Origin of the sequence: Catellatospora methionotrophica (assembly GCF_011297335.1) — a bacterium.
Classification (GTDB): Bacteria; Actinomycetota; Actinomycetes; order Mycobacteriales; family Micromonosporaceae; genus Catellatospora; species Catellatospora methionotrophica.
On record NZ_JAAOTJ010000009.1, the window covers coordinates 120172 to 144164 of the forward strand.

Below are 23993 nucleotides of genomic sequence, written 5' to 3' on the forward strand. Positions count from 1 at the left end.
ACGCGTAGCGTCAAGAAGGCGCCCTCCCTTTCTGGTGACTCAGTGGGAGTCGCGGGGGACCTCGGAGCCGCGGCAGCCGGTGAGGAAGTCGAAGTCGGCGCCCTGGTCGGCCTGCTGTACGTGGGCGCGGTAGAGCCAGCGGTAACCCGACCGGTCCGCGGCCTGTGGGCGATCGGTCCAGGCCACGGCCCGCCGGGTCAGCTCCTCGTCGGGGACCAGCAGGTCGAGGGTGCGTCCCGGCACGTCGAGCCGGATCAGGTCACCGGTCCGGACCAGGGCGAGCGGCCCGCCGACGGCCGCCTCGGGGGACACGTGCAGGACCACGGTGCCGAAGCCGGTGCCGCTCATCCGGCCGTCGCTGATCCGTACCATGTCGGTCACGCCCTGCCGCAGCAGCCGGGTCGGGATCGGCACGTTGGCCACCTCGGGCATGCCGGGGTATCCCTTCGGCCCCGCGCCACGGACCACGATCACGTCCTCGGCCGACATGTCCAGGTCGTCGTCGTCGCATACCGCGTGGTAGTCCTCGGGCGACTCGAAGACGACGGCGCGTCCCTCGTGGACCAGCAGGTGCGGCGAGGCCGCCGACTGCTTGAGCACCGCGCCGCGCGGGCACAGGTTGCCGCCCAGCACGGCCGTGCCGCTGCCCGCCGCCTGCAGCGGCTCGTCCCACGGGCGGATCACGTCGTCGTTCCAGCAGGCGGCCGCGGCGGACTCCGCGCCGATCCCGCGCCCGGTGACGGTGACCGCGTCGCCGTGCAGCAGCCCGGCCTCGGCCAGCCGTCGCAGCACCACCGGCAGCCCGCCCGCGTAGCAGAAGTCCTCCATCAGGAACCGGCCCGTCGGCATCAGGTCGACCAGCGTGGGCACCCGCCGGACCAGCGCGTCGAAGTCGCCGAGGCTCAGCTCGACCCCGACCCGCCCGGCCAGCGCGAGCAGGTGCAGCACCGCGTTGGTCGAACCCCCGATCGCCGCGTTGGCGCGAATGGCGTTCTCGAACGCCGCGCGGGTCAGCACCGCACTGGGCCGCAGATCCTCCTCGACCATCGCCACAATGCGCCGCCCGGCGGCCTGGGCCGTCTCGTACCGGCGGGCGTCGACCGCGGGCCAGCTCGCCGAACCTGGCAGCTGCATACCGAGCGCCTCGGCCAGGCACGCCATGGTCGAGGCGGTGCCCATCGTCATGCAGTGGCCGTTGGAGCGGGCCATGCAGCCCTCGGCGACCGCGCACTCGGCGGCGCTCATCCGGCCCGCCTTGACCTCGGCCTCGAACTTCCACACGTGCGTGCCGGAGCCGACGTCCGCGCCCTGGAACTTGCCGTTGAGCATCGGCCCGCCGGTCACCATGATCGCGGGCAGGTCCACGCTCGCCGCCGCCATCAGCAGGCCCGGCGTGGTCTTGTCGCAGCCGGACAGCAGCACCACGCCGTCGAGCGGGTTGGCGCGCATCAGCTCCTCGCCCACCATCGCGACCAGGTTGCGGTACAGCATCGCGGTCGGGCGCATCAGCGTCTCGCCGGTCGCCATCACCGGGAAGACCAGCGGGAAGCCGCCCGCCTGCCAGACGCCCTGCTTCACGGACTCGGCGACCCGGTCCAGGTGGGCGTTGCACGGGGCCAGCTCCGACCAGGTCGAGGCGATGCCGATGACCGGCCGCCCGTCGAAGACCTCAGGGCCGTGGCCCTGGTTACGCATCCAGGACCGGTACACCATGCCCGAACGCCCCTGCGCGCCGAACCACTCCTGACTGCGCCGCGCCGGCTCGGCCCCCGCGTCCATGTCCACCTCCGGGCCGTGCGCGAAGGTGCGGTGCCCGCCACGGACGCGCTGGGTTTTCGTGTATCGCCACACTAGGGTCTGCTGGCATGTCCGCACCACACACGGCCGTGAACATCGTCCGATACCGGGTGGCCGATGCGCCGGAGGTGCGTATCGGGCTGCACGCCGACGGCGAGGTCACTGAGCTGCGCGGCGTCGCGTCGCTGGCTGAGCTGTGGCGGCTGCCGCTGGCGGAGTTGCGCGACCTGCTGACCCGGCACGAGCCGGGACCGGCGCTGCCGCTGGCGCGGGTGCGGCTGCTCGCTCCGGTCGACGGGACCACCGAGGTATGGGCCAGCGGCGTCACCTACCGCGTCTCCCGCGAGGCGCGGGTCGAGGAGAGCGAGCGCGCCGCCGACGTGTACCAGCTCGTCTACGAAGCGGCCCGCCCCGAACTGTTCTTCAAGTCGGCGGCGTGGCGGGTGCGCGGCCCCGGTGAGCCGATCGGCGTACGCGCGGACTCCGAGGTGGACGTTCCCGAACCCGAGCTCGCCCTGGTGGTCAACCGGTTCGGCGAGATCGTCGGGTACACGATCTGCGACGACGTGTCGTCGCGCACCATCGAGGGCGAGAATCCGCTGTACCTGCCCCAGGCGAAGATCTACTTCGGGGCGTGCGCGCTCGGTCCCTGGATCACGCCCGTGTGGGCGGTGGCTGATCCGTACGACCTGGACATCGCGCTGGCCATCACCCGCGACGGCGGCACCGCCTGGCAGGGCACGGCCAGCACCTCGCAGCTGCACCGGCGGCTCGACGACCTGGTCGGCTATCTGATGCGGGGCGATGTGCACCCCGACGGCGTGGTGCTGTCCACCGGCACCTGCCTCGTGCCGCCCACGCCGTTCAGCCTGCGCGACGGCGACACCGTACAGATCACCATCGGCACGATCGGCACCCTGGCCAACCCGGTCCGGCGCGGCCTGCCCCCCGGAGCCTGAGTTGACCGTGTACGACGAGATCAGGCGGCTGATGGCGGCCGCGCCCATGCCCGCGGTGGCGGTCAGCGTCTTCGACCGCACGGCGACCCGGTTCAGCGAGGTCACCGGCACAGCCGACCGCACCACCGGCAGACCGGTCGGCAGCGACGACTGGTGGGACCTGGCCAGCGTGACCAAGACGCTGGTGACCCTGCCCGAGGTGCTGGCACACCTCGACCTCGACCGCCCGCTCGCCGACGTATGGGCCCGCGCTGACGGCCACCCGGTCGGCCGGGCGACGGTTGCCCAGCTGCTCTCCCACCAGGCAGGCCTGCCCGCCGTACGGCAGTTCTTCCGGACGGCCGCGACGCGGGACGAGATCGTCGCGCAGGCGGTGGCTACTCCGCTGGCACGGGAGCCCGGTGGCGAGGCCGAGTACAGCGATCTCGGGTTTCTGCTGCTCGGCGAGGCGGTCCAGGACCACACCGGGGTGAGCCTCGACGAGCTGGCCCGGCGGCGCAGCGGCCTGAGGTTCGGGCCGGTGCCGGGATCGGCCGTGGCCACCGAGCAGTGCGCCTGGCGCGGGCGGCTGGTCGTCGGCGAGGTGCACGACGAGAACGCGTACGCCATGGGCGGGGTGGCCGGCCAGGCCGGCGGGTTCGGCACCCTCGCCCAGGTCACCGCTGCGGCACAGTCCTGGCTGGCGGGCACCGTGCTGCCCGCACACCTGCACCGCGCCGCCACCCGGTGCTGGGCGGAGAACAGCGCGGACGAGCGCTTCGGCCTCGGCTGGTGGCTCCCACCGACCCGCGGCATCGGCGGCCACCACGCGGGCGTGGACTCCTACGGCTGCTCAGGCTTCGTCGGCAACCGCATCTGGCTCGAACCCGCCCGCGACTACGGCGTCGTCATCCTCAGCAACCGCGTACACCCCTCCCGTGACCACCCGGAACCTTTCCGCGACTGGTGCGCCACCCTCCTCGACACGATCGCCACCCACCACCCCTGACCGCGCCGGGCGCGGGTCAGAAGGAGCAGTTGACGAGGTGGCATTCGGGCGTCAGGTCGACGTCGAAGGTCGACTGGACGCCGTCGCGGATGTGGGCGGCGAACTTCAGGACGTCGGCGGTGGTGGCGCCGCCTCGGTTGGTCAGGGCGAGGGTGTGCCGGGTCGAGAGGGAGACGGTGCCGTTGCCCCAGTCGGATCCGTAGCCGGGACCGAAACCGGCGTGCTGGATGAGCCACGCGGCGTGCAGCTTGGTGCCCTTGGCGTCCGGCTGGCCGGGGCACTCGCGGGCCCGGTCGGGCACCTCGGCGAGCACCGGGTTGAGGAAGAACGACCCGACGCTCCACGTGTCGTGGTCGGCGGCGTCCAGCACCATGCCGCGCGCCCGGCGCTGCTCCAGCACCGCCTCGCGTACGTCGGCCGGGTCAGCCGTGCCGCCGACCTCGATCCCCAGCCGCTTCGCGACCGCCGGGAACGTCACCGGGGCGGACTGCCCGCCGCGGCGCAGCCGGTACGTCACGTCCAGCACGACCCAGCGGTCGCTGTGCTTGAACACCGACATCCGGTGAGTGCCGAACCCGCACCGCTCCGGCGACCAGACCTCGACCTCATCGGTCGTACGGTCGAACACGGTCACCGACTCCAGCACGTCCGACGTCACGGTGCCGTACGCGCCGACGTTCTGCACCGGCGTGCCTCCCACCGAGCCGGGGATGCCCGACAGCGCCTCGACCCCGGACAGGCCCGCGGCCAGCACCGTACGCACCAGGTGATCCCACTCGACCCCGGCGGCGGCGGTGACCAGCTCGCCGTCGATGTCGAACTCGCCCGACGCCATCCGGACGACCGTGCCGTCCCAGCCGACGTCACCGACGACGAGGTTCGAACCCCCGCCCAGCACCAGCAGCGGCTCGTCGGTGTCGCCCGCGTCGCGGAGCAGGTCGATCGCGTGCGGCGTGCTGCGGGCGACTTCCAGCCGCCCGATCGGGCCACCGACCCGCATCGTGGTCAGCTCAGCAAACGTCATGGTCACGCGCCCGAGCCTACCGAGGCAGCGGCGCGGGCCGACCGTCACGCCCCCCGCGTGCTGAACACGCGTGGCACCATCTCGCCATGGCGCATCCTCACCCCACGCAGACCGGACGGCTCACCCTGCTCATCGGCGCGACCGTGCTCATGGGGGTGTGCGGCCTCGCGGGCCTGGCCAGCCCGGACCTCCATCAGTTGCCGCAGTTCGCGCCCGTGTTCCTCAGCCTGGTCGTCGTCTCGTTCGCCCTGTTCGTCGTGTTCATCGCGGCAGCGACCTTCGGCTGGATCATCCGGGAGCACGAGATGTGGCGGCACGACGGCGGCCCGGCACGGGCCACTGCCCGTCAGCGGCAGCAGGCCCAGGCCGATCGCCCGCCCCACGCGCAGGCCCACCCGGACGTCGCGCAGAACACAGCGGGTGAAGGCCGTCAGGAAGACCTCCTGATCAGGCCCGCTGCCTCCGGTTCGGCTGATTGAGGCGGATCATGTTCCCGGCCGGGTCACGGAACGCGCAGTCGCGTACGCCGTAGGCCTGGTCGGCGGGCTCCTGCAGCACTTCGGCACCGGAGGCGCGGATGTGCTCGAAGGCCGCGTCGACGTCGTCGGTGGTGAAGATCAGCCCGCGCAGCAGACCCTTGGCCAGCAGGTCGTACTCCTTCTGCTTGTCCTCGGGGGAGGCGTCCGGGTGGGACTCCGGGGTCTCGATGGTGATCTCCAGGTCGGGCTGGCTCGGCGGCACGACCGTCACCCAGCGCATGCCCTCGTAGCTGACGTCGGTGCGCACCTCGAAGCCGAGCACGTCCCGGTAGAACCCGAGGGCCTTCTCGTGATCGTCGACGATGATGAAGCAGTGCGAGACCTTGATGTCCATGCAGCTCACGTTACCGACGAGGGCGCACGGGCACACCGGCTCGGCGGGCTCGCCCGTCAAGACCCTGGATCACAGCTCGAGGCGCCGCCAGGCCGGTCCGGCGCACGACGGCGGATCCTCCCGGCCCTTGACGCTGTGCCAGCTCGCGGGCCATCGCGCGGCAGGCCCGGCGAGTAGTGCCCGCGCCCGGTCGGCGCTCTCGTCGGGTAGCTCGACGTCCCAGGGCACGGTCACGAAGATCTGGTACTCGTCCGGCTCCTCCAGCCACACGTCGAGTTCGCCGGGGCGGCCGACGCTGATCCGTACGCCCGCGATGCCCGACGGCAGGGCAAGGCCGGTGAGAATGATCCGCCCGGCGCGGCGCTCGGCGGTCTCCCACCTGTGGTCGGCTCCGATACGGGCCGCCTCGGCGTCATAGGTCGCGGCGTCGAACAGCGCTGTACGCCGCTCGCCTGTCCACGCCCCGTTGCGCCACTCGCCCCACTCCCAGTGCACGGTGTCACCTTCGCGGCGGATGTGCGCATCGATGGTGTAGCACCCCGGGCCGCAGCTCGGGCAGCAGGCGATCGTCGCGCTCGTGACCTCGCCGGTCGCCGTGAAGCGGTTTACCGGCACGAGCACGTGCCACGGGTCCGGGCCGCCGTTGCCATCGGCCCGGCTCAGATCCTCACCGTCGACCCGCACGATCACCCGGAGGTCCTCGACCGACAACGACAGCGACGACGTCATGCCCGGCAATCTACTGTCACCCGCCACGTCCGCGACGCCCCTGACGCCTAGTCGAGCCCTGGAGATCGCCGTTTGCGGTCAAAACCTGAGGTCACACCACACCTTGTGACCTCAAACAGCGATCTTCGCCGTAACCGTGCCCCGGAAAGCCGGACGGAGGGGACAAGCCGGGCGCCAACGGTGGCCCGGCTCAGGTACGCAAAAGCCGCCGACCGGATAACAGGTCAGCGGCTGCTGTGGCTGGTGGAAATGGTGCCCCCGGCAGGATTCGAACCTGCGCCCCCGCCTCCGGAGGGCGGTGCTCTATCCCCTGAGCTACGGGGGCTCAGCGACCGACAAAGAGTAGCAGGTCCCCCGCGCGGCACCGAATCGGTATCCGGGCGGAGGCGAGCGCGTCGGGAACGCGCGAGGGCCCCGCCGGAACTCCGGTGGGGCCCTCGTCCTGCGTACGGGGCTCAGCGTTTGGCGAGCGTGGTCTGCAGCTTCTGCATCTCCGAGATCTCCAGCGTCTGCCGCGTCTTCATGCCCTTGGCCAGCCAGAGCACGTCCGGGTCGTCGGTCGCGGTGAGCACGGCGTCGACCATGTGTACGCCACCCAGGTGATGTTTGATCATCATCTCCAGGAACAGGGTGTCGACGGTCTTGCCGCTGGCGTTCTCCAGCGCCGTCATCTCCTGCGGCGTGGCCATGCCCGGCATGAGGTTGCCGTTGAGCGCGCTCTTGTCGCCGTCGGGCATCCACGCCATCGGCTTTGCCGAGGAGTTGAGGTTGAGGCTCCAGTCCCGCAGCCACTGGCTCATGATGCCGATCTGGCCCTGCTGGGTCAGCGCGATGTCCTCACCGAGGGTGCGTACCTCGGGCGCGAGGCCCTTCTTCGCGGCGATCATGCCCATGGCGACGGCCTGGGCGTGGTGCGTCGACATGTCCCGGGCGAAGCCGGCGGCGGCCGAGTCGTCGGCCGGGGTGCTCGGCGCGGCCAGGCGGCTCACGCCGAAGCCGATGGCGAGTCCGACCAGCAGCGCGAGCGCCACGGAGAGGGCCAGCCCCCGTGTGCTGAACCGAGGGCTGTTCCCCACGTCCGTCATGGTGCTCCCGTCAGCCCTGCTGCTGCTGCTGGAGGGCGGCGACCTGCTCCTCGGTCAGCGGCTTGTCGCCGGTGGCCGTGTTGCCGCCCGAGCAGACCGCGCCGGGCTCCTGGGTCGCGTTGACGCGCAGCGCGCCGATGAAGTCGTCGATCCGGGAGTCGCTCGCGTTGTCGACCTTGAGCTGGTAGGACCAGGCCTGCAGGGAGATCGGCTTGTCCAGGTTCACGACCGGGCTCATCAGCATCATCTCCTTGCCCTCGACCTTGGCGGCGAGTGCGGCCACCTGGTCGGCGGGCAGGTCGCTGCGGTACGTGATCCAGACCGCGCCGTGCTCGAGGCTGTGCACCGCGTGCTCGTTGGGGATGGGCGCGTCGTAGACGTTGCCCATGCACTGCTGCCACACGTAGCTGTGGGTGCCGCCGACCGGCGGGCTCTGCTCGTACTTCTCCGGGTTGTACGTGTGGTTGCTCTTGAGCTCGGTGGTCACGTGGTTGATGCCGCTGATGCCGCCGGCGCGCGTCTCCCAGTCGTAGCCCGCGCCGCCCGGCTTGAACGCCGCCCAGGCGCCCCAGCCGATGATGCCGACCGCGATCACGCCCACGGCGACGAACATGGCGATCGGGCCCCAGTTGCGACCCTGGTTGACCTTGATCGGCGTGATGGGCTTGCGGGGGCCGCCACTCTTCGGTGGGGTCTTGCCGCCGGTGCCGCCGGTGGTGGTCTTGGTGCCGGGCTTGGCGCCGGCCGCGGGCTTGCCGCCGACCTTCACGAGACCGGGGCGGTTCTCCCCGCCAGGCGTGCTGATGCTCATCGTGGTGTCCGTCACATCGAGGGGTGGGCGCGCCCGCCGTGCGGTGGGACGCGGAGGGCCGAAGTCTACCCGGTTAGCATGGCCGGGTGACTCCCGCGAATATCGCCGATGCTGTCCTGACCGCCGCAAAAGCCGTCTTCACGGCCCGCGACCTCGATCTGGCGGCCCTGCCGGCGGCGGCGACGCTGGAGCGTCCGCGCAACCCTGAGCACGGGGATTACGCCACCAACCTGGCCCTGCAGGTCGCCAAGAAGGTCGGCACGAACCCCCGTGAGCTGGCCGGGGCGCTCGCCGAGGAACTCAGCAAATTCACAGGGATCGCTGCGGTGGAGATCGCCGGACCGGGCTTCCTGAACATCCGGGTGGACGCGGCGGCGGCCGGGGAGCTGGCCCGCCTGGTGGTCGAGCAGGGCCCGGCGTACGGGCACGGGACGGCGCTGGCGGGGGTGCGGCTGAACCTGGAGTTCGTGTCGGCGAACCCGACCGGCCCGATCCACCTGGGCGGGGTCCGCTGGGCGGCGGTCGGCGACGCGCTGGCGCGGCTGCTCAAGGCGGCGGGCGCGGACGTGACCACGGAGTACTACTTCAACGACGCCGGTTCGCAGATCGACCGGTTCGCCAAGTCGCTGCTGGCCGCGGCGCGGGGCGAGGCGACGCCGGAGGACGGCTACGGCGGCGCGTACATCGCCGAGATCGCCGAGGCGGTGCGGGCCAAGCATCCCGGCGCGGACGACCTGGAGACGTTCCGGGTCGAGGGCGTCGAGCTGATGTTCGCGCAGATCAAGTCGTCGCTGAACGAGTTCGGCACGCACTTCGACGTGTACTTCAACGAGAAGGACCTGCACGCCAAGGGCGAGCTGGACCTGGCCCTGGAGCGGCTGCGGGCGCAGGGGCACATCTACGAGGCCGACGGCGCGACCTGGCTGCGCACCACCGACTTCGGCGACGACAAGGACCGGGTGCTGCGCAAGAGCGACGGCGAGTGGACCTACTTCGCCGCCGACTGCGCCTACTACCTGGACAAGCGGGAGCGGGGCGCGGAGAAGATCGTCATGATGCTGGGCGCCGACCACCACGGATACGTGGGCCGGATGCGCGCGATGGCGGCCTGCTTCGGCGATGACCCGAACGTCAACCTGGAGATCCTCATCGGCCAGCTGGTGAGCCTGGTCCGCGACGGCCAGCCGCTGCGCATGAGCAAGCGCGCGGGCACCGTGGTGACCATGGAGGACCTGGTCGAGGCGATCGGCGTGGACGCCTCCCGCTACGCCCTGGCCCGCTACAGCATCCACTCGCCGATCGACATCGACGTCGACCTGTGGACCCGGGCGACCCGGGACAACCCGGTGTACTACGTGCAGTATGTCGCCGCGCGCACGGCGAGCGTCGGGCGCAACGCGGCGGACCTGGGCCTGACCCGCGACACCGCGCCGTTCGACCCGGCCCTGCTGACCCACCCGAAGGAGCTGGAGCTGCTCAAGACGCTCGGCGACTATCCGGGTGTGGTCGCGAGCGCCGCCGAACTGCGCGAGCCGCACCGGATCGCGGACTACCTGGAGAAGCTGGCCGCCGCGTTCCACCGCTTCTACGACAACTGCCGGGTGCTGCCCATGGGGGACGCACCGATCGAGCCCGTCAACGTAGCCCGGCTCTGGCTCAACGACGCCACCCGCACTGTCATCGCCAACGGCCTCGGCCTGCTCGGCGTGACCGCCCCTGAACGGATGTGAACACCCTTGCGCGCTCATGAGGCTGGGGCCCTGCACGGCGACTTCGGGCAGGGGCCGACCTGGCTGCGTACGCCCGCTGATGTGAACGAACTGATGGCGCCGCTGTGGCCGCGGACCGCGACCAAGGACGCGGCCGGGGTGTTGCGGGTCGGCGGCCGGGACGTGGCGTCGCTGGCGCAGGAGTTCGGGACCCCTGCGTACGTGCTGGACGAGGAGGATTTCCGGGGACGCTGCCGGGACTTCAAGACCGGCTTCGCCGGGGCGGACGTGTACTACGCGGGCAAGGCGTTCCTGTGCCGGGCGATCGTGCGCATCCTGGTCGAGGAGGAGATGAACCTCGACGTGTGCAGCGGCGGCGAGCTGGCCACCGCGCTGGCGGCGGGCATGGACCCGGCCCGGATCGCGCTGCACGGCAACAACAAGTCGGTACGCGAGCTGAACCGCGCCGTCGAGGCCGGGGTCGGCCGGATCGTGGTCGACTCGTTCGACGAGATCGAGCGCCTGTCGGCGATCGCCCGGGAGCGCGGGGTCCGTCCCCGCGTCATGATCCGGGTGACGGTCGGCGTGGAGGCGCACACCCACGAGTTCATCGCGACCGCGCACGAGGACCAGAAGTTCGGCTTCTCGCTGGCGGGCGGCAAGGCGTTCGAGGCGGCCCGGCTGATCCTGGAGCAGGGCACGCTGGAGCTGCGCGGCCTGCACTCGCACATCGGCTCCCAGATCTTCGACACGTCGGGCTTCGAGGTCAGCGCCCGGCGGATCCTGACCCTGCAGGAGCGCATCCGCACCGAGCTGGGCGTCGACCTGCCCGAGCTGGACCTGGGCGGCGGCTTCGGCATCGCGTACACCAGCCAGGACACCCCGTCCCCGGCCGGTGACCTGGCCGAGCGGATGTTCAAGATCGTGGCGGACGAGTGCCGGGGCCTGGGCATCGCCCAGCCGCACCTGTCCGTGGAGCCGGGCCGGGCCATCGTCGGCCCGTCGACCTTCACGCTGTACGAGGTCGGCACCGTCAAACCGCTGGACGGTCTGCGCACGTACGTGAGCGTGGACGGCGGCATGAGTGACAACATCCGCACCGCGCTGTACGACGCGTCGTACTCGGCGACGCTGGCGTCGCGTGCGTCACAGGCCGAGCCGATTCTTGCCCGCGTGGTGGGAAAACATTGTGAGGCGGGGGACGTGGTGGTGAAGGATGAATTCCTGCCCGCTGACGTCCGGCCCGGAGATCTTATCGCGGTGCCCGGAACCGGCGCCTACTGCCGGAGCATGGCCAGCAACTACAACCACGTGCCGCGGCCGCCTGTCGTGGCGGTGCGCGACGGACAGGCACGGGTGATCGTGCGCAGGGAGACCGAGGACGATCTCCTGGCGTTGGACGTGGGGTAGGGCGCGACTGCGTCCTGTCCAGGTGAGCGTTACGGGAGACGAAGTGGCTGACTCGGTCAAGGTGGCGCTGCTCGGATGCGGTGCCGTCGGCTCGGAGGTCGTACGCCTGCTGCACGAGCAGGCCGACGACCTGACGGCGCGTATCGGCGCACCCGTCGAGCTGGTCGGCATCGCCGTCCGCAGAGCGGGCCGTGACCGCAGTGACCTGCCCGTCAAGCCCGACCTGTTCACCACGGACGCGCTCGGCCTGGTCAAGCGGGACGACGTCGACGTGGTCATCGAGGTGGTGGGCGGCATCGAACCCGCCCGCACCTGGCTGGTCGAGGCGCTGCGCGCGGGCAAGTCCGTGATCACGGGCAACAAGGCGCTGCTGGCCGAGGACGGCGGCAGCCTGCACGACGCCGCCGCCGAGGGCGGCGCGGACCTGTACTACGAGGCCTCGGTGGCGGGCGCGATCCCGCTGCTGCGCCCGCTGCGCGAGTCCCTGCACGGGGACCGCATCACGCAGGTCACCGGCATCGTGAACGGCACCACCAACTTCATCCTGTCGGCGATGGACGCCACCGGGGCGGGCTTCTCCGAGGCCCTGGAGGAGGCGACCGCGCTGGGGTACGCCGAGGCCGACCCGACCGCCGACGTCGAGGGCTTCGACGCCGCCGCGAAGGCCGCGATCCTGGCCAGTCTGGCGTTCCACACCCGGGTCCGGGCCGCCGACGTGTACCGCGAGGGCATCACCGAGGTCAGCGCGGCCGACGTGGCCAGCGCCAAGGCGATGGGCTGCACGATCAAGCTGCTGTGCATCGCGGGCCGCACCGCCGACGGCGGAGTCAGCGTGCGCGTGCACCCGGCGATGATCCCGCGCACCCACCCGCTGGCCGGGGTCGGCGAGGCGTTCAACGCCGTGTTCGTCGAGGCCGAGGCCGCCGGGCAGCTGATGTTCTACGGCCGGGGCGCGGGCGGTGCGCCGACCGCGAGCGCCGTGCTCGGCGACCTGGTCGCCGTGGGCCGCAACCGGCTGGCCGGGGTGCGCGCCGCGAGCGAGTCCGCGTACGCCGACCTGGCCGTGCACCCGATGGGCGAGGTGCGTACCCGCTACCACGTCTCGCTGGACGTGGCCGACCGCGCCGGTGTGCTGGCGTCGGTGGCCGGGGTCTTCGCGAGCCACGACGTCTCCATCGCCACGGTCAACCAGTCCGGCCGGGGAGCCGAGGCGAGCCTGGTCATCGTCACCCACTCCGCGCCCGACAGCGCACTGGCCGCGACCGTCGCCGAACTCCGCCAGCTGGACTTCGTCCGCGCCGTGGCGTCCGTGCTCCGGGTGGAGTTCTAGCCCGTCCCGGAGGGTGGAACCCGAGTGGTGAGCAGACCGCTGAACGGGCAAGGTACTCGATGACATTCGGTAAGGGGGCCAGCATGTGGCGTGGTTTGATCGAGCAGTACCGGGACCGGCTGCCGGTGACGGACAGGACGCCCGTGATCACGCTGCACGAGGGCAACACGCCGCTGGTGCCCGCCCCGGTGCTGTCCGACCGCACCGGGTGTGACGTCTACCTGAAGGTCGAGGGCGCGAACCCGACCGGTTCCTTCAAGGACCGGGGCATGACGGTGGCCGTGTCGACCGCCGTCGAGCACGGCGCGAAGGCGATCATCTGCGCGTCGACCGGCAACACCTCGGCCAGCGCCGCGGCGTACGCCGCCCGCGCCGGGATCACCTGCGCGGTGCTCGTGCCGCAGGGCAAGATCGCGCTGGGCAAGCTGGCCCAGGCGCTCGTGCACGGCGCGAAGCTGCTCCAGGTCAGCGGCAACTTCGACGACTGCCTGGCGATGGCGGGCAAGCTGTCCCAGGACTACCCGGTGGCGCTGGTCAACTCGGTGAACATCGACCGCCTGCACGGGCAGAAGACCGCCGCGTTCGAGATCGTCGAGGCTTTGGGCGACGCGCCGGACATCCACTGCCTGCCGGTCGGCAACGCGGGCAACATCAGCGCGTACTGGATGGGCTACAACGAGGACGTCGCCGCGGGCAACGCCACCAAGGCCCCCAAGATGTACGGCTTCCAGGCCGCGGGCTCGGCTCCGATCGTCAACGGGGAGGTCGTGCCGAACCCGTCCACGATCGCCACCGCGATCCGGATCGGCAACCCCGCCTCGTGGACCAAGGCCCTGGACGCCCGCGACGCCTCGGGCGGCCTCATCGACGCGGTCACCGACCGGGAGATCCTGTCGGCCTACCGGCTGCTGGCCCGCGAGGTCGGCGTCTTCGTCGAGCTGGGCTCGGCGGCCAGCGTGGCGGGCCTGCTGCAGGCGACCGCCGCGGGCAAGGTGCCGCCCGGCTCGCGCATCGTCTGCACGGTGACCGGCCACGGCCTCAAGGACCCGGAGTGGGCCATCTCCACCGCGCCCGCCCCGACCACCATCGGTAACGACCCGCTGGTGGCCGCCCGCGAACTCGGCCTGGCCTGAGTCGGCTGCGACTCGCCCACGCTTCTCATAGACGCTGGCCTATCTCATCGAATTTCAGCCACGAGAATTCGATGAGATAGGCCAGCGTCTATTGCGTGCGGGGCGGGTCGGCGGCCCGCGCAACTCGGTCGGTGCGGTGAGATCGGGGTGCACGTCACAGCGTGCCCGGCGCTCGTGAGATCGATCTCAGGTGTACGGTGCGTAAGTGCTCAGGGTCCTTACGCGTAGCGCCGACTTCCGCCGCCTGTTCCTAGCCGAGGTCATCGTCTTCGGGGCGGACTGGTTCGTCATGGTTCCGCTGCTGGTGCTGCTCAACCGGGAGACCGGCCAGGGGCTGTGGGGCGGGCTGGCGCTGGCCGTGGAGACGGGCACCGTCGCGCTGCTGCTGCCGTACGCCGGGACCATCGCCGACCGGTTCAACCGCAAGCACATCCTGATCGCCTCGAACCTGTCCGCACTGGTCGCCGTCGGCGGCCTGTTCCTGGTACGCGGCCCCGGCGCGGGCCCGATCGCGCTGGTGGCGCTGGGCGCGCTCGCCGCGGCGAAGGCGTTCTACACCCCGGCCGCCAACGCGGCGGTGCCGAACCTGGTCGACCCCGCCGACATGGGCCCGGCGATGGCCGTCAACGGCACCGCGTGGGGCACCATGACCGTGGTCGCCTCGTCGGTGGGCGGCCTGCTCACCGAGTGGCTGTCGCCGTACGCCTGCTTCGGCCTGGTCGCGGTCAGCCTGGCGACCTCGGCGCTGCTCACCTCGCGGATCAAACGGCCGACCCAGGGCACGCTGCCGACCGTGTCCCGCCCGGCGTTCGCGGCGATCCGGGAGGCGATGGGTTACCTGCGCCGGGAGCCCCGGCTGCTGGCCCTGGTCACCGTCAAGTCGGCGGTGGGCACCGGCAACGGCCTGCTGGCCACGTTCCCGCTGATCGCGGCCACGTTCGGGGTGGGCGCCCGAGGGCTGGGCCTGATGTTCGCGGTGCGCGGGCTGGGCAGCCTGGTCGGCCCGTTCCTGTTCCGGGCGGCGCTGGCCCGGCCGCACTGGCTGTTCCCGGCGCTGGCGCTGTCGATGTCCACGTACGGGCTGGTCTATCTCGGGGTGGCCGGGGCGGCCTGGTTCCCGCTGGTGCTGGCGGGCATCTTCCTGGCGCACGCGGCCGGCGGCGGCAACTGGGTGATGTCCAACTACGCCATCGCCCAGGAGGTGCCCGACGTGCTGCGGGGCCGGGTCAACGCCACCGACACGATGATCGCCATGCTCGCGGTGACCGTCTCGCAGCTGACGGTCGGCGCGTTCGTCGACTCGGTGGACTGGCGCGTGCTGGTCGCCTGCTGCGGCGTGACCACGCTGTCCTACGCCGTGGGCTGGTTCCTGGTCACCCGCCGCATCCCGGCGCAGACCCCGGTGCCCGTGCTCGCCGACTGAACCGGCTTGACACCTACTGCTAGCTTAGTGATATCACTTCGATAGTAGAGGGAGCCGCCATGCAGCGTAGGGCGTTCCGGGTCTCCGGGTTCATCATGGTCGTCGTGGCGCTGCTGGTGGCAGCGGCCATGGTCGCCGTTATCGCGACCAAGGCGAGCGTGCCCGGCAGCGACGGCATCATCGGCACGACCGTCGCGGCGGGCACGCTACTGCTCGTGCTGATCGCCACGGGCTTCATCGTGATCAGCCCGAACGACGCCCGGGTGATCCAGTTCTTCGGCAAGTACGTCGGCACGATCGGCGAGCCGGGTTTCCACTGGACCTGGCCGATGACCGAGAAGTCGAAGATCTCCAAGCGGATCCGCAACTTCGAGTCCAACCGGCTCAAGGTCTCCGACGCCGACGGCAACCCGGTCGAGATCGCGGCCGTGGTGGTGTGGCGGGTCGTGGACACCTACGCGGCCAAGTTCGCCGTGGACGACTTCGTGCACTTCGTCGAGGTGCAGGCGGAGACCGCGGTGCGGCACCTGGCCACCAGCTACCCGTACGAGGCGCACGCCAGCGGCCGGACCAGCCTGCGCGACAGCGCCGCCGCCAGCGAGGAGCTGACCGCCGAACTGCGCGAGCGGGTCACCCTGGCGGGCGTCGAGGTGGTCGAGTCGCGGATCACCCATCTCGCCTATGCTGCGGAGATCGCGCAGGCGATGCTGGCCCGCCAGCAGGCGCAGGCCATCGTCGCGGCGCGGTCCACCATCGTGGAGGGCGCGGTCGGCATGGTGTCCAGCGCGCTGGAGCAGCTGCGCGAGCAGGGTGTGGTCGAGCTGGACGAGGAGCGTAAGGCGCACATGGTGTCGAACCTGCTGGTGGTGCTGTGCGGTGACCGCAACGCGCAGCCGGTCGTCAACACGGGCTCCCTCTACTGAGGACCTCACGTGCCTGAACGCAAGAAACTGCTGCTGCGGCTCGATCCCGCGGTGTACGACGCGCTGGCCCGCTGGGCAGCCGACGATCTGCGCAGCGTCAACGCGCAGATCGAGTACGCCCTGCGGGCCGCGCTGAAGTCGGTGGGGCGGCCGGTCGACCGCCCCACCGTCGCGCCCGCAGACGGCTCGGCCGCCGACGAGGAGCCTGACGGCGATTAGAGCTGGCGTCCGTCCATCCCGGACGCTACAGCGGCGATCCCGGGGCCATGACGGCGTTCTCGACCACCGGAGGGCGCCGCCGCCCCACGAACACGGCCGCGATCAGCAGGCTCGTCCAGACCAGATGGACCAGCCAGAAGACGAGCCCTACGATGCTGATCAGCGTGTAGCGCCCTTCGCCGTCACCCATGATGACCGAGCGGATGCCGAAGGACTGCCACCACGCGCTGGCCAGGAAGTCCAGCGTGCCGATGGCGGCCGCGGCGACGGTGAGCGCGGTGACCGTCGAGCCGAGCCGGGCCCGCATCATCAGGGCGGCGATCCCGACGGCGATCAGCACCAGTGCGTTCACGGCCTGCGGCACCATGACGCCGAGCATGGACAGTTCGAACGTTTCCACGGATTCTCCCCGGGGGTGGGCGACCCCGACACCGTATCGAGCCCCTGCCATGTCCGTGCCGCCGCGTCGCCGCCGTCGCCGCTGCCATCCGGACTCCGTGCCCTGACCTGCGCAGAGACGAGGTCCCGCCACGGCCGGCGCTCCCGAGGAGTGGACGGCCCGGCCACCGGAGCCGCTGCCCGGCGGGTCCGCGGCCCTACCATGACGACCGTGACGATCTTCTTCGCGCCCGGGGCGTACACCGTGCTCGCGCCCGCCACCAGCGCCAACCTGGGACCGGGCTTCGACGCCCTGGGCCTGGCGCTGGACCTCTGCGACGAGGTCACCGCCTGGGTGGCCGACGACGGCAAGACCACCGTCGAGGTGGTCGGGGAGGGCGCGGGCGAGCTGCCCGCCGACGACACCCACCTGGTCGTACGCGCGATGCGGGAGACGTTCGCCGAGCTGGGCGGCCAACCCGCCGGGCTGGGCCTGCGCTGCGTCAACCGGATCCCGCAGGCGCGCGGCATGGGCTCGTCGAGCGCCGCGATCACAGCCGGGGTGGTGCTGGCCAACGCGCTGGCGGGCGGGCGGCTGACCCGCGCCGACGAGGTGCGGATCGCGGGCCGCATCGAGGGGCACCCGGACAACATCGCCCCGTGCCTGCTGGGCGGCTTCACCATCGCCTGGACCGAGGCGGGCGGGGCGCGTGCCGTCGCGCTGCCGGTGGCCCCGGAGATCCGGCCGACGGTCTTCGTGCCCGCCGTACGCGGCCTGACCGCCCACGCGCGGGCGGCGCTGCCCGGCAGCGTGCCGCACGCCGACGCGGCCTTCAACGCCGGCCGGGCCGCCCTGCTGACCCACGCCCTGACCAGCGCTCCGAGCCTGCTGTACGCGGCGACCGAGGACCGGCTCCACCAGGGCTACCGCGCGCCGGGGATGCCGGAGACGGCGGCGTTGGTCGCCCGGTTGCGTGCGGCGGGCGTCGCCGCCGTGGTGAGCGGGGCGGGGCCGAGCGTGCTGGCGCTATCCGCCGTTCCGTCCGGTTTCGGGCCAGGTGACAGTTGGCTCGCCCACAGTCTTGCGGTGTTCGCTGGTGGCGCCCGCGTTTCGGCGGGTAGGATCCCTGGTTAGAAACCGGGGCGTATCACGCTTCTTTTGCAGCATTTCAGACACGCCGAGTAGCCCGGTGTTGCCGCTGGTCTCAGTCGTTGATTACGCTCTAGGGCAGCACAGCCGTGAAGCGCCCGATCTTGCGGGGCGGCGTTACCGGAGCTCGGTTCAGACGGACACGTTCGCCAGACGGCCGTCCACCCCCAGTCCTATGCCTGCCGCAGACTGATCGCACGCTCCAGGCGTGTCCACACCGTCGTTGGTGGACGGTGGCGGAACGCTGTCGCGACTGCGCAAAAACTCCCGTAGCGCTCTGGACGAGCACCACGGGCTTCCGAGGCCGCCCGGCCGCCAACTGTCGTAAGAAGACCCGGGCTGCCCCGGCCAATCGAGGGAAGGAATCCATTGAGCGACACCACCGACATGACGTCGGATGTCTCCCACGTCGCTGACGACGCCTCCACCGGCCGGCGCCGCCGCTCCGCCGGCAGCGGTCTCTCCGCGAAGCTGCTGCCTGAGTTGCAGACCATGGCAGCGGGGTTGGGTATCACGGGCACCGCACGCATGCGCAAGGGCGAGCTGATCGCCGCGATCACGGCCAGCCAGGGCGGCGGCGCACCGCGCCCCCGCGCTGACGTCGCCGCGGCCGCTGCTCCGGCTCGCGAGGAGGTGCGGGCCGAGGTCCGCGAGGCCGCGGGCGAGCCCGCGCCGACAGCAGAGGGCGCCGAACCGCGTGGCGAGCGCCGTAGCCGCCGCGCGCCGGAGCCCCGTGGTGAGGCGGAGGCCCCGGCCGAGGGCCGCGAGAACCGTCGCGAGTCCCGCCGGGAACGTGCCGAGCGCACGGACCGGGGCGACCGTCCCGAGCGTGGTGGCGACCGTGCCGAGCGTGCGGAGCGTCCCGAGCGCGCGGAGCGTCCGGAGCGGGGCGCCGACCGTGGCGAGCGTGCCGAGCGCGGTGACCGGCCCGAGCGCGGGGAGCGTGCCGAGCGCGGCGACCGTCCGGAGCGCGGGGAGCGTGCCGCCGACCGCGGTGGCGACCGTGGCAACGACCGCGGTCCCGACCGCGGCGGGTTCGACGGTGACGAGGACGGCGACGGCCGGCGTGGCCGGCGCAGCCGGTTCCGTGACCGCCGGCGTGGCCGCGAGCGTGGCGAGCCGGTAGGCGCCGCCAGCGGTGGCGGCGGCGGCGAGCCGCACGTGGGCGAGGACGACGTGCTCGTGCCGGTCGCCGGCATCGTGGACGTGCTGGACAACTACGCCTTCGTGCGCACGACCGGCTACCTGTCCGGCCCGAACGACGTCTACGTGTCGATGTCGCAGGTGAAGAAGCACGGCCTGCGCCGCGGCGACGCCATCACCGGCGCCGTCAAGGCCAGCCCGCGCGACGGCGAGCAGCGGCGGGACAAGTACAACCCGCTGGTGCGCCTGGACACCGTCAACGGCATGGAGCCCGACGAGGCCCGCCGCCGTGGCGAGTTCTACAAGCTCACTCCGCTGTACCCGCAGGACCGCCTGCGCCTGGAGACCGAGCCGCACATCCTCACCACCCGGGTCATCGACCTGGTCATGCCGATCGGCAAGGGCCAGCGTGCGCTGATCGTCTCCCCGCCCAAGGCCGGCAAGACCATGGTCCTGCAGGCGCTGGCGAACGCGATCACCACGAACAACCCGGAGTGCCACCTGATGGTGGTGCTGGTGGACGAGCGGCCTGAAGAGGTCACCGACATGCAGCGCTCGGTCAAGGGCGAGGTCATCGCCTCGACGTTCGACCGGCCGCCGCAGGACCACACCACCGTCGCCGAGCTGGCGATCGAGCGGGCCAAGCGCCTGGTCGAGCTGGGTCACGACGTGGTGGTGCTGCTGGACTCGATCACGCGTCTGGGCCGGGCCTACAACCTGGCCGCGCCGGCCTCCGGCCGCATCCTGTCCGGTGGTATCGACTCGACCGCGCTGTACCCGCCCAAGCGCTTCCTCGGCGCCGCCCGCAACATCGAGAACGGCGGCTCGCTCACCATCCTCGCCACGGCGCTGGTGGAGACGGGCTCCATGATGGACACGGTCATCTTCGAGGAGTTCAAGGGCACGGGTAACGCCGAGCTCAAGCTCGACCGGAAGATCGCCGACAAGCGCATCTTCCCGGCCATCGACATCGACCCGTCCGGCACCCGCAAGGAGGAGATCCTGCTGGCGCCGGAGGAGCTGGTCATCGTGCACAAGCTCCGCAAGGTCCTGCACTCGCTGGACTCGCAGGCGGCTCTGGACCTGCTGCTCGACAAGCTCAAGCAGACCCGGACCAACATCGAGTTCCTGATGCAGATCGCGAAGTCCACTCCCAACGAGTGAGCTGAGCTGACATACGGACAAGGGCCGGCACCGCGAGGTGCCGGCCCTTTCGCGTGTCCGCGGTCGGGTGTGGCGGGATCGGTGCACATCGGGGGATGTGCAATTACCTTTCAGGTCTTATTGTTTGTCTGAAGTTTTCCTTCAGGCATCCGCGTTGCCGTTCACGCCTCTCCGGATGGGACTGCACTGACGGCAGCCACCCCTCACCCCTCCGGGAGGAACCGTGCCCTCGCGCAGGCGAACACGCCCCCTGCTCCTCGCCCTCACCGCGCTCACCACGACCGCCGTGGCGGCCCTGCCGCTGCCCGCGACGGCGTACGCGCCCCCCACCGCGCCGTTCCAGGCCGCCGCGTCCGGGCCGGACAGCGACGTCGTGGTCGGCCCCGATTACGTGGACACCCCGACCAGCACCCGGCCCGTCGCCCCCGGCGTCACGCTGACCTCGTTCGACCGGTACGACGCCCGTGGCTTCCTGCGCGCGGACGCACTCAGCGTCGACCTGTCCGGCAGCGCCACCGTCGACTACGTGTTCCCCGGTACGGTGGCGGCCACCCAGCCGCTGTCGCAGCAGCTGGCCGCCCGCGCCGACAAGCGCGTCGTCGGCGCGGTCAACGGCAACTTCTTCGACATCAACAACTCGGGCGCGGCACAGGGCGTCGGCATCCAGGGCGGCGAGCTGATCCAGGCCCCCGTCGCCGGGCACCACAAGGCCGTCGGCTTCACCTCCGCCGACGTGGGCCGCCTGGTCGAGGTGTACTTCGAGGGCAGCGCCACGCCCGACGGCGGCGCGCCGATCGCGCTGACCGGCTTCAACACCCACGTGCTGGCCGCTGGCACGGTCGGCGTCTTCACCGGACTGTGGGGCGACTTCAGCCGCACCCGGCCGGTGACCGGCGCGAGCCGGACCACCGAGGTCGTGCTCCGCGACGGCGTGGTCGCGTCGGTGTCAGCGACGCCGGGCGAGGGTCCCATCGCCACGGGCACGCAGGTCCTGCTGGGCCGCGAGGCGGGCGCGGACGCGCTGGCCGCGCTGACCCCGGGCACCCGGGTCACGGTCTCCTACGCTCCGCGCGGCTCGGACGGGGCGGAGCTGACCACCGCCATCGGCGGCAACGCCTGGCTGCTGCGCGGCGGGAAGCTCGCCGACGGGGCGGTCGTGGACAGCGACAACCCGCGCACCGCGGTCGGCTTCGACGCCACCGGCACGAAGATGTACCTGCTCACCGTCGACGGGCGGCAGGCCGACAGTCACGGGCTGACCCTGCGCGACCTGGCCGTGATGATGCAGCGCCTGGGCGCGCACGACGCGCTCAACCTCGACGGCGGCGGCTCCTCGACGATGCTGGCCCGCGAGCCCGGCACCGCCGTGCCGCAGCTGGAGAACGCGCCGTCGGACGGCAGCGAGCGCCCCACGCCCAACGGCCTGGCGGTGCTGTCACCGGTCGGCAGCGGCCGGCTGACCGGCTTCCGGGTGGAGACGGCCACCGCCCCGATGACCGCCCCGACCCTCAACGACGTACGCGGCGGGCGGCCGGACCGGGTGTTCCCCGGGCACTCCCGGCGGCTGACCGCGGCGGGCTACGACGAGACCTTCGGCCCGGCCGCAGGCACGCCGTCCTGGAAGGTGTTCCCGCTGCTCAACGGGCGGGTCACCGACGGGGCCTTCCGCGCGCTGCTGCCGGGCACGGCGACCGTCACCGCCTCACGCGGGACGGCGTCCGGGCAGCTCACCATGACCGTGCTGAACCGGCTGGAGCGGATCAGCCCGACCGCCGGGCGGCTGTCGCTGGCCGGGACGGGCAGCACCGGCGGCTTCGGCGTCCTCGGCTTCGACCGGGACGCGCTGAGCGCTCCCATCGAGGCCGGTGAGGTGTCCCTGCGCTACGACACGTCGATCGTGGACATCGTGCCCGACGGCGCGGGCGGCTTCCGGGTCACCGGCAAGGCCGACGGCGGCACCGTGGTCGAGCTGTCGGTCGACGGCAAGACCACGCGGGTCGGCGTCACCGTCGGCTCGCGCGAGGTGGTCGTCGCGAACTTCGACGACGCCGCCGCGTGGAAGTGCACCACTGCCCGTGCCACCTGCGCGGTCTCGGCGGTGCCGGGCCACGAGGGTCTCGGGCTGCGGATGTCGTACGACTTCACGCAGTCCACGGGCACGCGGACGTCGTACGCCACCCCGCCCGCGCTCATCGAGCTGCCCGGTCAGCCGCTCGCGGTCAGCATGTGGGTCAACCCGGAGGCCGGGCGAGGGGAGTGGGCGCGGTTGCAGGTGTACGACGCGACCGGCGCGCTCGTCCCCGCGTTCAGTGGTCCGTACCTGAACAGCACCGGCTGGCAGAAGATCGAGTTTCCGGTCCCCGCCGGGCTGCAGTACCCGCTGAAGTTCCGCTGGTTCTACCCGGCGGAGATCAGACCGGAGGCCTCCTACAGCAACGCGATCGTCGTCGACGACCTCGCCGTCAAGCTCCCGGCGACCATCGACGTCCCGGCCGACCCGGCGTACGAGCGGGATTTCGTGATCCGCGACGGCGCGGCGGCCGACGAGAGATGGCGCTTCGCGGTCATGTCCGACGCCCAGTTCGTGGCCCGCAACCCGGACAGCGACCTGGTCCGCAACGCCCGCCGCACGCTGCGCGAGATCAAGGCCGCCGCGCCGGACTTCCTGGTGATCAACGGCGACTTCGTGGACGAGGCCGCCCCGGCCGACATCGCGCTGGCCAAGCAGATCCTCGACAAGGAGCTGGGCGGCAGCCTGCCGTACTACTACGTGCCCGGCAACCACGAGATCATGGGACCGGGCAGCCTGGACAACTGGCGGGCCGTGTTCGGCGACACCCACCGCGTCGTCGACCACCGGGGCACCCGCCTGGTCATGCTCGACACCTCGAAGGGCACGCTGCGCGGCGGCGGCTTCGACCAGGTGCTGATGCTGCGGCAGGCGCTCGACGAGGCGGCGGCCGACCCGGCGATCGGCTCGGTCGCGGTGTTCTTCCACCACCCGCCGCGCGACCCCACCCCGGTGCAGGCCAGCGAGCTGGCCGAGGCGAAGGAGACGGCCACCGTCGAGCGCTGGCTGGCCGACTTCCAGTGGGTCTCGGGCAAGGGCGCGGCCATGGTGAACAGCCACGTCGGCACGTTCGCGGCCAGCGAGGTCGACGGGGTGCCGTACCTGATCAACGGGAACTCGGGCAAAGCCCCGTCGACCTCACCCGCCGAGGGCGGCTTCACCGGCTGGACCATGATCGGGGTGGACCCGGTCAGCCCGCTGGAGTGGCTGGTGCCGAAGCTGTTCCCGCAGGCCGGGGTGGCCGACTGGTTCCACGCCGAGATCCGCCCGCACGTGGACGCCCTGGACCTGACCGCCCCCGCGACCCTGGCCGTCGGCACGACCGGGCCGGTGTCGGCGGTGGTCACCCAGGCCGGACGCGCCGTGCCGGTCGCCTACCCGGTCTCCGCCGACTGGTCGGGCACGGTCCACATCGGCCCCGCCCGCACGGCCCCACGCGACGCGGTCGCCTCCTACGACCCGGCCACCGGCCACCTCACCGCCCTGCACCAGGGCACCGCCACCCTCACCGTGACCGTCAACAACACCACCGCCACCACCACGATCACCGTCCCCTAACCCACGCCGAACCCTCACGCTCGCCCCAGGCGCCCGGGCGCCCGGGCCCCGCGCCGGGGCCCCGGACCCCGCGCCGCGCTGCGGGGCCCGGGGCCCCGTGCAGCAACTCTTAAAGAC

The 23993-nt window shown here is 71.8% G+C and carries 20 protein-coding genes and 1 tRNA gene; 13 read left to right on the forward strand and 8 right to left on the reverse strand.

Going from position 1 to position 23993, the window contains the following annotated elements:
* Positions 1-39: 39 nt before the first annotated feature.
* A complete protein-coding gene (locus HAV40_RS21080; protein ID WP_239086462.1) occupies positions 40-1851 on the reverse strand; it encodes an IlvD/Edd family dehydratase in 1812 nt (603 codons plus the stop codon).
* Positions 1852-1865: 14 nt separating this feature from the next.
* Here HAV40_RS21080 and HAV40_RS21085 point away from each other — a divergent pair, with 14 nt between their 5' ends.
* Entirely contained in the window at positions 1866-2756 is an 891-nt protein-coding gene (locus HAV40_RS21085; RefSeq protein WP_166383859.1) for a fumarylacetoacetate hydrolase family protein, read from the forward strand.
* A 7-nt stretch (positions 2757-2763) separates the two neighbouring features.
* Positions 2764-3744 (forward strand): serine hydrolase domain-containing protein, encoded by a 981-nt coding sequence (locus HAV40_RS21090; protein WP_239086507.1) that lies wholly within the window; start codon positions 2764-2766, stop codon positions 3742-3744.
* Positions 3745-3760: 16 nt separating this feature from the next.
* Here HAV40_RS21090 and HAV40_RS21095 read toward each other — a convergent pair whose 3' ends face one another.
* Positions 3761-4768, reverse strand: coding sequence for a UDP-N-acetylmuramate dehydrogenase (locus HAV40_RS21095; protein ID WP_166384153.1), 1008 nt, complete (start codon positions 4766-4768; stop codon positions 3761-3763).
* 86 nt (positions 4769-4854) lie between these two features.
* Here HAV40_RS21095 and HAV40_RS21100 point away from each other — a divergent pair, with 86 nt between their 5' ends.
* Complete coding sequence (locus tag HAV40_RS21100) at positions 4855-5247, forward strand: hypothetical protein (protein ID WP_166383863.1); 393 nt, start codon at positions 4855-4857, stop codon at positions 5245-5247.
* On the opposite strand, the gene HAV40_RS21105 is transcribed toward HAV40_RS21100, so the two are convergent.
* From HAV40_RS21105 to HAV40_RS21125, 5 genes are all read right to left on the reverse strand, one after another.
* Positions 5216-5641: a VOC family protein gene (locus HAV40_RS21105; protein ID WP_166383865.1), complete on the reverse strand. Its 426-nt coding sequence runs from the start codon at positions 5639-5641 to the stop codon at positions 5216-5218. The two genes, HAV40_RS21100 and HAV40_RS21105, sit on opposite strands and share 32 nt — an antisense overlap.
* Positions 5642-5710: 69 nt before the next feature.
* Positions 5711-6370, reverse strand: a complete 660-nt coding sequence (locus tag HAV40_RS21110; protein WP_166383867.1) for a hypothetical protein — start codon at positions 6368-6370, stop codon at positions 5711-5713.
* 250 nt (positions 6371-6620) lie between these two features.
* A tRNA-Arg gene (locus HAV40_RS21115) sits at positions 6621-6695 on the reverse strand.
* 130 nt (positions 6696-6825) lie between these two features.
* A complete protein-coding gene (locus HAV40_RS21120; protein WP_166383869.1) occupies positions 6826-7455 on the reverse strand; it encodes a DUF305 domain-containing protein in 630 nt (209 codons plus the stop codon).
* 10 nt (positions 7456-7465) lie between these two features.
* Positions 7466-8266, reverse strand: coding sequence for a DUF3105 domain-containing protein (locus HAV40_RS21125; RefSeq protein WP_166383871.1), 801 nt, complete (start codon positions 8264-8266; stop codon positions 7466-7468).
* An 86-nt stretch (positions 8267-8352) separates the two neighbouring features.
* Between HAV40_RS21125 and argS the strand changes: the two genes are divergently transcribed.
* From argS to HAV40_RS21160, 7 genes are all read left to right on the forward strand, one after another.
* Entirely contained in the window at positions 8353-9996 is a 1644-nt protein-coding gene (argS, locus tag HAV40_RS21130; protein WP_166383873.1) for an arginine--tRNA ligase, read from the forward strand.
* Between the two features lie 6 nt (positions 9997-10002).
* The gene (lysA, locus tag HAV40_RS21135) at positions 10003-11385 is read left to right on the forward strand and encodes a diaminopimelate decarboxylase (RefSeq protein ID WP_166383875.1); all 1383 of its coding nucleotides are present in this window, start codon (positions 10003-10005) and stop codon (positions 11383-11385) included.
* Positions 11386-11428: 43 nt separating this feature from the next.
* Entirely contained in the window at positions 11429-12715 is a 1287-nt protein-coding gene (locus HAV40_RS21140; RefSeq protein WP_166383877.1) for a homoserine dehydrogenase, read from the forward strand.
* A gap of 83 nt (positions 12716-12798) precedes the next feature.
* Positions 12799-13848, forward strand: coding sequence for a threonine synthase (gene thrC, locus HAV40_RS21145; protein ID WP_166383879.1), 1050 nt, complete (start codon positions 12799-12801; stop codon positions 13846-13848).
* 205 nt (positions 13849-14053) lie between these two features.
* Positions 14054-15271 carry an MFS transporter gene (locus HAV40_RS21150; protein ID WP_166383881.1) on the forward strand — a complete coding sequence of 406 codons (1218 nt, stop codon included), beginning with the start codon at positions 14054-14056 and terminating at the stop codon, positions 15269-15271.
* Positions 15272-15330: 59 nt separating this feature from the next.
* Positions 15331-16194: an SPFH domain-containing protein gene (locus HAV40_RS21155; RefSeq protein WP_166383883.1), complete on the forward strand. Its 864-nt coding sequence runs from the start codon at positions 15331-15333 to the stop codon at positions 16192-16194.
* Between the two features lie 9 nt (positions 16195-16203).
* Positions 16204-16413, forward strand: coding sequence for a type II toxin-antitoxin system antitoxin (locus HAV40_RS21160; RefSeq protein WP_166383885.1), 210 nt, complete (start codon positions 16204-16206; stop codon positions 16411-16413).
* A gap of 25 nt (positions 16414-16438) precedes the next feature.
* On the opposite strand, the gene HAV40_RS21165 is transcribed toward HAV40_RS21160, so the two are convergent.
* Positions 16439-16813: a hypothetical protein gene (locus HAV40_RS21165; protein ID WP_166383887.1), complete on the reverse strand. Its 375-nt coding sequence runs from the start codon at positions 16811-16813 to the stop codon at positions 16439-16441.
* 210 nt (positions 16814-17023) lie between these two features.
* Here HAV40_RS21165 and thrB point away from each other — a divergent pair, with 210 nt between their 5' ends.
* The 3 genes from thrB to HAV40_RS38930 all read left to right on the forward strand — a co-directional run bounded on the left by thrB (position 17024) and on the right by HAV40_RS38930 (position 23876).
* The gene (thrB, locus tag HAV40_RS21170; RefSeq protein ID WP_239086460.1) at positions 17024-17926 is read left to right on the forward strand and encodes a homoserine kinase; all 903 of its coding nucleotides are present in this window, start codon (positions 17024-17026) and stop codon (positions 17924-17926) included.
* A gap of 384 nt (positions 17927-18310) precedes the next feature.
* Entirely contained in the window at positions 18311-20248 is a 1938-nt protein-coding gene (gene rho, locus HAV40_RS21175) for a transcription termination factor Rho (RefSeq protein ID WP_166383891.1), read from the forward strand.
* Between the two features lie 223 nt (positions 20249-20471).
* Positions 20472-23876: a phosphodiester glycosidase family protein gene (locus HAV40_RS38930; RefSeq protein ID WP_166383893.1), complete on the forward strand. Its 3405-nt coding sequence runs from the start codon at positions 20472-20474 to the stop codon at positions 23874-23876.
* Positions 23877-23993: the final 117 nt, after the last annotated feature.